This is a genomic window from Mesorhizobium comanense, assembly GCF_005503535.1.
Lineage (GTDB): Bacteria > Pseudomonadota > Alphaproteobacteria > Rhizobiales > Rhizobiaceae > Mesorhizobium > Mesorhizobium comanense.
Genome location: NZ_SCNN01000034.1, coordinates 38,715 through 51,587, shown reverse-complemented (window position 1 = coordinate 51,587; position 12,873 = coordinate 38,715). Strand labels below are relative to the sequence as shown.

General features: G+C 67.4%; 11 protein-coding genes. 6 read left to right on the top strand and 5 right to left on the bottom strand.

All coding sequences use genetic code 11. The features are described 5' to 3' along the window. The 4 genes from FFS37_RS32755 to FFS37_RS32740 all read right to left on the bottom strand — a co-directional run. The coding region (locus FFS37_RS32755) for an ornithine cyclodeaminase family protein (protein WP_137935068.1) at positions 1 to 904 on the bottom strand (904 nt) is incomplete at its 3' end. 91 nt (positions 905 to 995) lie between these two features. Further along, positions 996 to 1,439, bottom strand: a complete 444-nt coding sequence (locus tag FFS37_RS32750; RefSeq protein ID WP_137935067.1) for a DOPA 4,5-dioxygenase family protein — start codon at positions 1,437 to 1,439, stop codon at positions 996 to 998. A gap of 19 nt (positions 1,440 to 1,458) precedes the next feature. Then, positions 1,459 to 2,412 carry a helix-turn-helix domain-containing protein gene (locus tag FFS37_RS32745; RefSeq protein ID WP_137935066.1) on the bottom strand — a complete coding sequence of 318 codons (954 nt, stop codon included), beginning with the start codon at positions 2,410 to 2,412 and terminating at the stop codon, positions 1,459 to 1,461. 125 nt (positions 2,413 to 2,537) lie between these two features. After that, a complete protein-coding gene (locus FFS37_RS32740; RefSeq protein WP_137935065.1) occupies positions 2,538 to 3,314 on the bottom strand; it encodes an IclR family transcriptional regulator in 777 nt (258 codons plus the stop codon). Positions 3,315 to 3,539: 225 nt separating this feature from the next. Between FFS37_RS32740 and FFS37_RS32735 the strand changes: the two genes are divergently transcribed. The 6 genes from FFS37_RS32735 (at position 3,540) to FFS37_RS32710 (ending at position 10,917) form a co-directional block, all read left to right on the top strand. Then, on the top strand, positions 3,540 to 5,204 hold the full coding sequence (locus FFS37_RS32735; protein ID WP_137935064.1) for an amidohydrolase: 1,665 nt from the start codon (positions 3,540 to 3,542) through the stop codon (positions 5,202 to 5,204). Next, positions 5,191 to 6,282, top strand: a complete 1,092-nt coding sequence (locus FFS37_RS32730; protein ID WP_137935063.1) for a CobW family GTP-binding protein — start codon at positions 5,191 to 5,193, stop codon at positions 6,280 to 6,282. Before FFS37_RS32735 ends, FFS37_RS32730 begins: the two co-directional genes overlap by 14 nt. A 38-nt stretch (positions 6,283 to 6,320) precedes the next feature. Continuing rightward, entirely contained in the window at positions 6,321 to 7,505 is a 1,185-nt protein-coding gene (locus FFS37_RS32725) for an ABC transporter substrate-binding protein (RefSeq protein WP_137935062.1), read from the top strand. Between the two features lie 148 nt (positions 7,506 to 7,653). Next, positions 7,654 to 8,523: a branched-chain amino acid ABC transporter permease gene (locus FFS37_RS32720; RefSeq protein ID WP_137935061.1), complete on the top strand. Its 870-nt coding sequence runs from the start codon at positions 7,654 to 7,656 to the stop codon at positions 8,521 to 8,523. After that, entirely contained in the window at positions 8,510 to 10,228 is a 1,719-nt protein-coding gene (locus tag FFS37_RS32715) for a branched-chain amino acid ABC transporter ATP-binding protein/permease (protein ID WP_137935060.1), read from the top strand. The genes FFS37_RS32720 and FFS37_RS32715 overlap by 14 nt, the downstream gene beginning before the upstream one ends. After that, positions 10,225 to 10,917, top strand: coding sequence for an ABC transporter ATP-binding protein (locus tag FFS37_RS32710; RefSeq protein WP_137935059.1), 693 nt, complete (start codon positions 10,225 to 10,227; stop codon positions 10,915 to 10,917). Before FFS37_RS32715 ends, FFS37_RS32710 begins: the two co-directional genes overlap by 4 nt. A 5-nt stretch (positions 10,918 to 10,922) precedes the next feature. On the opposite strand, the gene FFS37_RS32705 is transcribed toward FFS37_RS32710, so the two are convergent. Continuing rightward, positions 10,923 to 12,752: a dipeptide ABC transporter ATP-binding protein gene (locus tag FFS37_RS32705; protein WP_137935058.1), complete on the bottom strand. Its 1,830-nt coding sequence runs from the start codon at positions 12,750 to 12,752 to the stop codon at positions 10,923 to 10,925. Positions 12,753 to 12,873: the final 121 nt, after the last annotated feature.

Here is a 12,873-nt window from a genome sequence, read left to right as displayed (position 1 = left end):
ACACGAACGCCGTCGTCTCGTCCGCACCCTTCCGCCCCGCAAAATCCCCGCACACCAGCCCGGTCAAATCACCGGCGGCGGTGGCGGGGTCGATCATCGGCTTGGCCATGGTCTTCTCCTGTTCCAGGTCGTCGACGATGATGCGGTCGAAGCGGGGCATGGTTTCGGGCAGCCAGGGCAGGGCCTGGTCGGTCATCACGGCGAAGCTGCCTGATTTCAGCCAGGTGGCGTCGAGGAAGGGCGTCGGCTTTGGCACCAGGGTCACCGACGTCACCACCATGTCGGCGTCTTCCAGCGCTTGCCTCGGCGTGTCGCAGGGGATGGCTTCCAGGCCGCGCGCCCGCGCCATGTCGCACAGCGCGTCGCGGTTGGCGGCGCCTCGGCCGAAGGCGCGGATTTCGCGCAAGGGGAAGAGGTCGGCGAAGGCTTCCAGGTGGCCGCGCGCCTGCACGCCGCAGCCGATGAAGGCCAGCGACGAGGCGTCGCTTCTGGCCATGCGCCTGGCGGCGACGGCGCTCAGCGCCGCGGTGCGCTTCTCCGTCACCCAGTTGCCGTCGACCAAAGCGAGCGGCAGGCCGGTTTCGGCGTCGAGCAGCGTGATCAGCGAATTCAGCGTCGGCAGGCCGCGCCCGGCGTTGCGCGGGTTCACCACCAGCGACTTGGTGGCCAACACCGGCGGCGTGGAGGCGACGCCCAGCGTGGCCATGATGTAGCGGTCGTCGCCCGGCAGCACCACCGCCTTGGGCGCACACCACACTTCGCCCTGCCGCTGGCCCGATATGTGGCGCTCGACCTCGTCGACCATGTCCTTCGTCGAGATCTCCAGGCGGTCGAGCAGGGCCGCCGTCAGATAGGGCAAGGTCCCGGCGGCCAATCTTCCGGCAACAAAGGGGCGGTCGTTCATGCTGTCGTCTCTCGATCCGTCATCTCTTAATTCGTCATCTGGCCGTTGCCGAATGCGCGGGGCACGCGCAGGCAAGCCGCCTTAGCCGACATCATGCCGGCAATGTCGGCTGCGTGTTCACCTCCAGTGCTTCCTCGGCCTCGTCCTCCTCGCCCAGCACCTCGCCATGCACGTTGAGCGCGCGGCCGATCCAGACCGGGTCGATCAGGTGGTCGCGCCTGGGGTTGGTGGTGTTGGGGTGGACGAGGATGCTGAGGCCGCCATGGTTCAGCATCAGCCAGGGCACCAGCGTGGCGAAGATTTCGGTGGCGAAGGAGATCTGGTACATGGCCTGTTCGTGCGGGCCGACCGGCCTGTCGTGCCAGTTGCCCAGCCGCACGCGAAAACGCTCGCCGATGCGCTGGCGCAGCCATTCGGCGTGCCGGCGCTCGGGCTGCCCACCGAAATAGACATGGGCATGGTAGCTGGCGATCTCGGCCAGCGGCCTCGTATGCTGCTGCATGGCCGGGCCGGCGCCTGCTGCATCTTCGCTCATCTGTCGCTCCCTCGCGCGCTCAATGCACCACCGCCCGCAGCCGGTCGCGCAATTCCCTTGGCGCCACGTCGTAGCGGCTCTTGAAGGCGCGGGAGAAATGGGCGCTGGAATTGAAGCCGCAGGCGAAGGCGATTTCGGAGATCGAGGCCGAGGCGCGGGCTGGCGACAGCAATTCCTCCTTGCTGCGCTCCAGCCGGCGGTCCCAGACGAAGCGTTCCAGCGTGGCGCCTTCGCCCTCGAAGGCGCGGTGCAGGTAGCGGCGCGAGCAGCCCATATGGCGGGCGATGTCTTCGGCCGACAGGCTGCTGCGGGCGAGGTTGGCGTCGATATAGGCGACGATGCGCTCGCGCAGCGCCTCCAGCGGCGAACGGCGGAATTCGGGCGCCACCGGCTTGGCCTGGATCAGGCCGTTGACGAGCTGGATCAGGCTTTCGCCGACGCGCCGGCTGCCGGCCTCGTCCAGCCTGTGCGCCTCGCCGATCGCCATCTGCATCAGGCCCGACACGATATGGGTCAGGCTGTCGTCCTTGCCGGGCAGCGGCAGCGGGGCGCAGAGGCGGGCGAGCGTGTCGTCGCCGAAAGTCGAGCGCGGCACCTGCAGGATCAGCTGGTCGACATCGCTCAGGTTCTGCAGGGAGTAGCTGCGCACGGGATCGTAGATGACGGCCGATTGCGGGCCGAGGTCGACGGCGATCTGCTGCTGCTCGAAGCGGCTGCGGCCGGAGAGCTGCATCAGGATCTTGATCGCATCGGGGTCGAAGCTGCGCCAGAACAGGCGGTCGTTCACCACCAGATGCGAATTGGCCTTGATCTCGGAGAGCCGGCAGGCGCCGAGATTGACGGAGACCAGCTGCGGTATGGACGGCACCGCGCCGCGCGAAAAGCGCTGGGTGATCGGGCCGAACAGCAGGCGCGAGGTCGACAGGAAAGCCTCGCCGTCGGCGATGCTGACATGGTGGGCGGCAGCGTGCATCTCGTTTCCTCCTCAAAACGGCCTTCCCCGTCTTGAAGCGGGAATTGTGGCTTGTGTCCGTCCAGTCCCGGCATTGTGGCGCGTGGCGGCGCTCCGATGCAACGGATAAGAACTTAACATGATAATTATCTCGGCTGCAACGGCACGGATGCGTGCCATTGCTCGCCGGTCAGCTCGGCCGAAATGCGCCGCCCCGCCTCGCGCGCGGCGAGCCCCTGTCGTTCGGCGGTCTCGTCGTCGATGCGCGACAGCGGCGAGGCGACGGCCAGCGTGCCGACGGGAAAACCGTCCGAGCCGAGGATGGGGGCAGCGACCGAGTGCACGCCTTCCTCATAGCCCTGGGCGCTGCGCGAATAGCCGCGCGAGGCCGCCAGGCGCACGGCCTGCATCACCGTCTCGCGGCTGGTCATGGTGTGGGCGGTGAAGGCGGTCAGCGGCTTGCCGAAATGCGCCTCCACGCTTTGCGGGCGCGAGAAGGCGAGGAAGGCGATGCCCGACGCCGTGCCGTGCAGCGGCAGGATCTGGCCGACATCGACGCTGACGCGGTTGGCCCTGGCCGAAAGCTCGACATGGACGGTCAGCAGCGCGCCGGCGCTGAACTCCGACAGGTGCACGGTCTCGCCGGTCTCCTGCGCCAGCTCGCGCGCGATGGGGGCGGCCAGCCGCACGAAGGGCAGATGCGCGTCGCGCATGCGGGCGAGCCGCGAAAGGCCGGCGCCAAGCCGGTAGCGGCGGCTCAGCGGTTCCTGCTCGATCAGCCGGTGCTCGGACAGCGCCACCAGCAGGCGCCGTGCGGTCGCCTTGTCGAGGCCGGACTTGCGGGCGATGTCGGAGAGGCCGATTTCCGGCTCCTTCAGCGTGAAAAGCTCCAGCAGCGAAATCGCCTTGCCGACCGTGCTCATCGAGACATCTCCAAAAGTACTTAGCGTGTGAATTAACTTGACAGCGGCCTTCGCGGCTTGCAGTCTGGCTATAACATACAAAACATCGGTTCATATGCTGAACCGCAATGGGAACAAAAAAAACAGGGGCACGAAGGTTCGCGGCAGCGCCACGCGCGGTGCGGCGTGCCATGCCCGAAATGGCCGGGCCGCCCGCATGGCGCCGGCGCCGAGGAGAGCGAGACAATGCCCGACAGAAGTGCCGACCTGGTTCTGACCAATGGCCTGATCTACACGCTGGATCGCACGCGGCCATGGGCCTCGTCGGTGGCCGTCAAGGGCGGGCGCATCGTGGCGGTGGGCGAGGCGGACGCGGTCGCCGGGCTGACGGGGGCCGCGACGCAAGTCGTCGACCTCCAGGGCGCGATGCTGATGCCAGGCATTGTCGACGTGCACGCGCATCTGATGATGGGCGGGCAGGCCGAGTTGTTCGAGCTGCGCTTTTCGCCAACCTCGAGCTTCGAGACGCTGATCGCGCGGGTGGCCGAGGCGGCGGCCGGGGCGCCGCAGGGGGCGTGGATCATCGGTGGCCAGTGGGGCAGCGATCTCCTGCCCAGGCTAAACACGCTGGACGCGCTGGCGGCACTCGACAAGGCAAGCCAGGGCCGGCCGGTCATGTTGCGCGACGACACCTACCACAACAGGTGGATCAATTCCGAGGCGCTGCGCCTGGCCGGCGTCTCGGCCGCCACCCCCGATCCGCAAAAGGGCTCGATCGGCCGCGACCCGGCTTCCGGCGCGCCGACCGGCATGATGATCGAATCCGCCGCCGGCATCGTCGAAAGCACGATTGCCAGGTCGGGCCATTATAGCGAGGCAATGGACCGGGCGGCGATGGCGCGTTCCATCGCCACGCTCAACTCCTATGGCGTCACCGCCTTCCTCGACGCCGCCGCGATGCAGCCGATCCTGGCGGCGCTCAAGGGACTGGACGATCGCGGCGAACTCACCGCCTGGTCGGTGTCGGCGATGCCGGCGGTCGAGCCGTCCTTCATGTTCGGCATTGCCGGTGACGAGCTCATCGCGCTGCGCGAAAACTATCGCGGCGCCCATGCGCGGCCGGATTTCGTGAAGATCTTCCTCGACGGTGTACCGGGCGCGCGCACCGCCGCCTTCCACGAGCCCTATGTCGACGACGCGATCCTCGGCTGCTGTTTTCGCGGCTCGACCATCGTCACCGTGCCGGAGCTGATCCGCTGGGTGGGCAAATGCGAGAAGCTTGGGCTCGGCGTGAAGATCCACTGCGCGGGCGACGCCGCCGTCAGCCAGGCGCTCGACGCCATCGACGTCGTGCGCTCCTTCAACGGGCCGACCAGGCTGATCCACCACATCGCGCATGCCAGCTACATCGCGCCCGACGATATCGCCCGCTTCGCCGCGCTTGGCGTCGCCGCTGACCTGTCGCCCTTCCTGTGGTACCCGACCAGTTTCCTCGAAGGCCACAAGCAGACGATGGGCGACGCGCGCGCCCAGCGTTTCTGGCCGAACAAGGATCTGCTTGCCGCCGGTGCGCTGCTGGCCGGCGGTTCCGACTGGCCCGTCATGCCCAATCCCGATCCGTGGAACGGCATCGAGGGGCTGGTGACGCGGCGCAATCCGAGCGGCGAGTTCGCCGGCGTCGCGCTGTGGCCGGAGCAGGCGATCGACGTCGCCACCGCGCTCGAAATCTTCACCATCAATTCCGCCCGCGCCATCGGGCTCGCCGATACGGTCGGCTCGATCGAGATCGGCAAGTCGGCCGATTTCATCAGGCTCGACCGCAACGTGCTGGAAACCCCCGCCGACGAGATCGCCGACACCAAGGTGCTGACCACCTGGTTCGAGGGGAGGGTGGTGTATGAGCGCGGCTGATCGTCCGATCCCGGTCACCATCCTCACCGGCTTCCTCGGCTCGGGCAAGACCACGCTGCTCAACCGGCTGCTGAAGCGGCCCTCGCTGGCGGGCGCCGCCGTCATCATCAACGAGTTCGGCGCCATCGGGCTCGACCACCTGCTGATCGAGGCGAGCGAGGAACAGTTCACGCTGCTCGACAATGGCTGCGTCTGCTGCACGGTGCGCGGCGACCTGGTGGCGACGCTGAAAGCGCTCGATCGGCGCAGCCGCGACGGCGGGTTGCCCGGGCTGACCCATGTCCTGATCGAGACGACGGGACTGGCTGACCCAGCACCGATCCTGCACACGCTGATGGCCGAGCCGGATCTCGCCGGGCGCTACGTCGTGGCCGGCATCGTCACCACGGTCGATGCGGTCAACGGTCCCGCCACGCTCGACCGTCACGCGGAAGCGGCCAAGCAGGTGGCCGTCGCCGACCGCCTGCTGGTGACCAAGGCCGATCTGGTCGCGGATGAGGCCCTGAGCGCCTTGCGGCACCGGCTGGCGGCGCTCGCGCCGGCGGCGCGGCAAAGCCTGGCGAGGAATGGCGAGACAGATTTCGACCTCATGGATATCACGCATTCCGCCATGGCGAGCGATGCGCGGGAGGTGGCGGCGTGGCTCGATATCTCGGCTTACGAATGCGGGCCAGATTGCGCGCACGATCATCCCGGCCATCACCATGGCCCCGGCGAGCATCACGTCCACGCGCATCACGGCATTCAGTCCTACAGCTTCGTCATCGACGAACCGGTGGAGTGGTCCGCCTTCGCGCGCTGGCTCGACTATGTGGCAGTGCTGAAGGGCGAGGATCTGCTGCGGCTGAAAGGCCTGGTGCATGTCACCGACCAGCCCGGGCGGCCGCTGGTGCTGCATGGCGTTCAGCACGTCTTTCATCCGCCGGTGCGGCTCGATGCCTGGCCCTCCGCCGACCGGCGCACCAGGCTGGTGTTCATCGTGCGCGATATCGACAGGGAGACCATCGCACGCACGCTGGTGAAGTTCGCTTCCATCGATCCCGCCAGCATCGGCGCGCCATCGCGCGCTGCCGCATGATCAGGAAATGAATCAGGAAAAACAGGGGAGTGACTGATATGCAATGGAAATCCAGCCTGCTTAAAGCAGCCTTAGCCGGCATCGGCCTTGCCGCGATGGCCGGCGCCGCCTCCGCCGCCGGCCCGACCTGCAAGGACGGAACGATCAAGGTCGGCGCGGTGTCGACCATCACCGGTCCGGCCGATTTCAGCGAAGTGCCGAAGGCGACCAAGGCGGCCTTCGACGCCGTCAACGCCGCCGGCGGCATCAATGGCTGCAAGATCGACTACACGATCGCCGACGACAAGGCGGACCCGGCGGTCGCCGCGCAGGCCGCGCGCGACCTGATCGACAACAAGGAAGCGGTGGCGCTGGTCGGCTCGGGCAGCCTGCTCGACTGCGCGGTCAATTCCGCCACCTACAGCCGCAAGAAGATCCTGTCGGTTCAGGGGCTCGGCGTCGATGCCGCCTGCTTCTCCTCGCCCAATGTGGCGCCGGTCAATGTCGGGCCGTACACGCTCTCCACCGCGATGGCCTACTACGCCACCAACCAGCTGAAGAGCGAAAAACTGTGCGCCTTCTTCATCATCATCGGCGGCACGCAGGAGGCCTACAAGAAGGCGATCGAGAACTGGGAGAAGATCTCGGGCAAGAAGATCCACCTCATCGACCTGACGCTACCCTTCCAGGGTGACCTGACGCCCTATGTCATCAAGGCGCGCGACGCCGGCTGCGACGCGGTGCTGACCAACCAGGTCGAGCCGCAGGTGGTGCAGCTGATCAAGACGGTCGATGCGCAGAAGATCACGGGCATCAACTGGCTGTTCCTGGCGCCGGGCTACACCGAGCAGGTCGCCTCGGCGCTGGCCGACACCAAGCAGCCGATCTATGTCGGCACCGAATGGGAGCCCTTCACCGAAAAGAGCTCGGCCGCCAACGCGCAGTGGGTGGCGGACATGCAGAAGGCCGGCCGGCCGCTGACCGCCTTCTCGCAAGGGGGCTATCTCGCCGCCCAGCTGTTCCTGAAAGTGGTGGCCTCGATCGATGGCGACGTGACGCGCGAGAGCGTGACCAAGGCGCTGCATGACATGCAGCCGATCACCAATCCGCTCGCCGGCAGTGCTTATGTCTTCGGCAAGGCCAAGACGCATTCGCCGATGCAGGCGACCAAGGTGATGAAGCTGGAGAAGGGCGCCTGGACCGTCGAGACGCCGGACTGGGTGGTGCTGCCGCAGGCCAAGTGAGGTCCTCCCGGGCGTCGGCGCCGCCTCTGGACATCCAGCCGCTTTCTCCCCGTTCACGGGGAGAAATGTCCGGCAGGACAATGAGGGGCGGCGCCGACCTCGGCAACAGCCGGCTCGAAGACTGCCATTTGTCCCAACTGGAACCCATATGAACGCATTGCTTACTTCAGCCGTGGCGGGGCTGACCGCGGGAGGCACCTATGCCTTGCTCGGTGTCTGCGCCGTCTTCACTTACCGGCTGGTCGCCGTGGTCAATTTCACCGGGGCGGCGATCGGCACGGCCGGCACCTTCGTGCTGATCGCGCTCTACGAGGCCGGATATCCGATCTGGCCTTCGGTCGCGGCCGGCATCGCGGCCGGCACTTTGGTGGGCGTTGCCATCGGCTATATCATGACGCGCTGGTTCGGCGAGGCCAGCGCCTCGACCAAGGCGGCGGTCACCGTGGCGCTGCTGGTCGGCATCATTGCCATCGGGCTGCGGCTCACCGGCGGCCAGCATCCGCACAACATGCCGGAGCTGTTTCCGGGTTCCGCCTTCCGCATGGCCGGCGTCGAAGTGACGATCGCCTCGGTGCTGACCATCGGGCTGGCAGCGCTGTTCACGGTTCTCGCCGACCTGTTCCTCAACAGAACCAAGGTCGGGCTCAACCTGCGCGCGCTCGCCGACCGGCCGATGGCGGCCGAACTGCTCGGCATCCGGGTCCAGCTTCTGTCGCTGCTGGTCTGGGGCATGACCGGCGCTTTCACCACCTTCGCGCTGATGATCATCGCGCCGCAGCGCTCGCCGAACTTCATGACGCTCAGCCTGCTGGTCGTGCCGGCGCTGGCTGCCGCGCTTGTCGGCCTGTTCCGCAGCTTCTGGCGCACGCTTGCCGGCGGCATCGTGCTTGGTCTGGTCGAGGGCATGGCGAGTTCCATCGACAGCGTCAGCCAGTACCGCAGCGCCATTCCGTTCCTGGTCGTGCTTGCCGTACTCCTGTGGTCGCAGCGGGAGGCCCGTTGGGATGAAGCGCGCTAATCTGAGAGCCTCGCTCACCATCATTGCCGTGGCGCTTGTCGCCGGCGGCGTCGCCTGGCTCGGCCTGCTGCCATCCTACTGGGTGTTCCTGGCCACCTCGGTGCTGATCACCGGCGTGGCGCTGCAAAGCCTCGGCCTCGTTGCCGGGCGTACCGGCATGATCGCGCTCTGCCAGATGTCGTTCGCAGGCGTCGGCGCCTGGACCGTCGGCTACCTCAACCTTGCCGAGGCGCCGGGCGGGCTGCCCGTCTGGATCCTCATTGGCGGTCTGGCGGCGGTGCCGCTCGGTGTCGCCATCGGCCTGCCGGCGCTGAGACTGCGCGGCATCAACCTTGCCATCGTCACACTGTCCTTCGCCACCGCCTTCGACACCATCCTGGCCACCATGACCTATCCCGGCCAGACAGACTTCCTGCAGGTGCCGCGGCCGGAACTGTTCGACAGCGACGAAGGCTATTTCGTCTTCGTGCTTTTGTTCTACGCAGCCATCGCGGTGGCACTCGAAATCCTCAGCCGTTCACGGCTCGGCGCCTCGTGGCTGGCGGTGCGGCACTCCGAACGCGCGGCGGCGGCGCATGGCGTCAGCATCGCCACCGCCAAGCTCTCGGCCTTCGCCATCTCGGCCTTCGTCGCCGGCGTTTCCGGCGGGTTGCTGGCCGGCTATCTCGGCACGCTGGTGTCGGAGAATTTCAGCATGATGCAGTCGCTGTCGCTCTACGCAGTTGCGGTCATGACCGGCGCGCATTTCGCCGAGGGCGCCATCATCGGCGGGCTCTTGGTGGTAATGTTCCCGGAAATCCTGCGCCGGCTCGACCTGCCGCAGGACATCGGCAATGTGCTGTTCGCCATCGGCGCCACGCAGGCGTTGTCGACTGGCGAGACGATGAGCGAAACCTTCCGCCGGCAACTGCGCAAGCTGCTGCCGGCGCGCGTGAGAGCTGGCGCCTCGGCGCCGGCAAGCGACCTGCCGGCGTCGATCGAGCGTCCGGCCGGACCGGCGCTGGCCATCGACAAACTCACCGTGCGCTATGGCAGCGTCGTGGCGCTCGACAATGTGAGCCTCACCGTTGCCGCCGGCACGGTGGCCGGACTGATCGGGCCGAACGGCGCGGGCAAGTCGACCTTCATCGACGCCGTCGCCGGCTTCCTTTCCAGCTATGAGGGCAGCATCAGGCTGGCCGGCAAGCCGCTCGAAGGCATGCCCGCGCATCTGCGCGCCCGTGCCGGCGTGCGTCGCAGCTGGCAGACCAACCGCATCGCGCCGGAACTCACCGTCGGCGGCTATCTGGCGCTGGCCGCCCAGGGCCTGTCGGCGCGCGAGACGAAGGCGATCCTGAGCTGGCTCGACTGCCCTGATCCCGACACGCTGGTTGTCTCGGTCGATGCAGGAACGAGGCGCCTGCTCGATGTCGCGGGCGTCGTGGCAGCCCGGCCGGCGGTTGTGCTGCTGGACGAGCCGGCGGCCGGCCAGTCGCACGAGGAGAGCGTGCGGCTGGGGCAGCGCATCGCCGAGATCCCGAAATTGTTCGGCTCGGCGGTGCTGCTGGTCGAGCACGACATGGACCTGGTGCGGGCGGTCTGCTCGGAGGTGACGGTGCTCGATTTCGGCCGTGTCATCGCGTCTGGCCCGCCGGCCAGGGTGCTGGAGCAGGGCTCGGTGAAGAAGGCCTATCTCGGCATCGAGGAAGAGAGCGTGGCGGCATGAGCAAGCTCGTCGTTTCCAACCTGTCGATCAACCGCAGCGAGCTGCCTGTCGTGTCCTCGCTCGACATCGCGGTCGAGAGCGGCGCCATCAGCGTCTTGCTCGGCGCCAATGGCGCCGGCAAGACGACATTGCTCGAGGGCCTGTCCGGCATCATCCCGGTCGCCGGCGGCACCATCGAAATCGACGGCCGCGAGATCCAGAAGGCGCGGCCGGGGGTGCGTTCGCGCGAAGGCCTTGCCCATGTCGAGCAGGGCCGCACCGTGTTCCGCCAGCTCACCACCGAGGAGAACCTTCGGGTGAGCCTGCATGCGGGGGCTGATATCGCGGAGGCCTATGCGCTGTTTCCCGAATTGGTGCAGCGGCGCTCGGTCAAGGCAAGCCTGCTGTCGGGCGGCGAGCAGCAGATGCTGGTCATCGCGCGTGCCCTGCTGACGCGGCCCAAGGTGCTTCTGATCGACGAGATGTCGGCGGGCCTGGCGCCGGTCATCGTCACGCGATTGATGAGCGCTGTCCGCAAGCTCGCCGACAACGGCTTGGCCGTGCTGCTGGTCGAGCAGTTCGCGGCACTCGCGCTGTCGATCGGCAACCGCGCCTACGTCATGCGGCGCGGCCGTGTCGTCCATGACGGCGACTGCCTGAAGCTGCTGAAGTCGCCTGGTGAATTGCACCGGCTTTATCTCGGCGGGTAGGGGGCTTAGCCGGCGCGTTTCCAGCAGGCGATGAAATGACCCGGCGCGACTTCGCGGGTCATGGGCTCGGCGGCGCGGCAGGCCTCGTCAGCCAGCGGGCAGCGGCCGGCGAAGGCGCAGCCGTCCGCGCCAACCTCGATGGCTGGCGACGCCTCCGCGACCGTCGCGGCCGGACCGTCATGCGAGGAGGCCTCCAGCAGCATTTGCGTGTAGGGGTGGTTGGGACCGGCGAAAATCTGGTCCGATGAGCCGGTTTCGACCAGCCGGCCGCGATAGAGCACGCCGATGCGGTCGGCCATGTAGCGCACGACCCTGAGATCATGGCTGATGAAGAGATAGGCGGTGTCCTTGCTCTTCTGCAGATCGTTGAGCAGGTTGAGCACGGTCGCCTGCACGGAAACGTCGAGCGCTGATGTCGGCTCGTCCAGCACCACCAGCCTCGGCAGGCCGGCGAAGGCACGCGCAATCGCCGTGCGCTGGCGCTGGCCGCCCGACAGCGTGCCGGGCTTCTGCTCCGACGTGCTGCGGGCGAGGCGCACGGAAGCCAGCAGATCGCCGACGCGCTGCGGCACCGCACGGCGCGGCAGGCCGGCCAGCCGCCGCAGCGGACGGCCGAGAATGCGGCCGATCCGCTGGCGCGGGTTCAGCGTGCGGTCGGGGGACTGGAACACCATCTGCACATCGCGCCGCTCGCTCGCCAGGCGCCGCTCCACCAGCGGCGCCACGGTCTTGCCGAACAGCTCGACACGGCCCGCCGTCGGCGGCTGCAGGCCGGTGACGATGCGGGCCAGCGTCGACTTGCCCGAACCGGACTCGCCGATCAGGCCGAAGGTCTCGCCGGCGGCGATGTCGAGGTCGATGCCATGCAGCACCGGCTGACCGCCAAAGGATTGTTTTATCCCACGGCAGCAGACGGCGATGTCGCGCGGTCGGGTCGAGGCGCCGTCCGCGCCGTGGATGGCGGGCGCTTCGGCAGCGGTCTCGACGGGGCTGGCATCCTCGGCCAGCCTGCCGGCGCGCTTGGTGCGGTCGAGCGTCGGGACCGCGGCGACCAGCGCCCTCGTATAGGCGTGACGCGGATTGTCGAACACTTGCGCCGCCACGCCGGTTTCGACGATCGCGCCGGACTGCATCACCGACACCCGGTCGCAGGAGCGCCGGATCAGGTTGATGTCGTGGCTGATCAGAAGGATCGAGGTTCGGTGTTCGCGGCGCAGATCATCCAGGATGGCGATGATCTCGGACTGGACGCTGGCATCGAGCGCCGTCGTCGGCTCGTCCATCACCAGCAGCGCCGGGTCGAGCGCGATGGCGATGGCGATGTTGGCGCGCTGCTGCATGCCCCCCGACAATTCGTGCGGATAAAGCCGCAGCACGCGTTCTGGATTGGCGACGCGTACGCGCGCGAGCAGTTGTGCCGCGCGCGCATGGGCATCGTCATGATGCATGGGGCGATGGCGCAGCAGCGTCTCGGTGATCTGGCCGCCGATGGTCATGCTCGGGTTCAGCGCCGAGCCCGGATGCTGGTAGACGGCGGCGATGCGGTCGCCGCGCAGCCGGCGCAACTGGTCGGCGGAGAGGTCGCGGATCTCGCGGTTCTCGAAGGCGAGCTGCGAGGCTTCGACACGGGCGTGCCTGGGCAGATAGCGCAGCACCGCCAGCGCCACGGAGCTCTTGCCGGAGCCGGATTCGCCAACCAGTCCAAGGGCTTCGCCCTGGCCGATGCGGAGCGAAATGTCATCGACCGCGCGATGGATGCGCCCGGCGCCCCTGTAGGAAACCGTGAGGTTCTCAACGTTCAGGACCGGGGAAGAGATGGGCGAAGAGGAGGACATGGAAGGACCGGAAACCACTTTCTGCGTGCGGCGCGATCTTGGGAAATCGCTTCCGCTTTCAATTAGAACAATCTCTATAAAATTACTCGAATTAAGTCTGAGCGCAATCTAACTTTCAAGG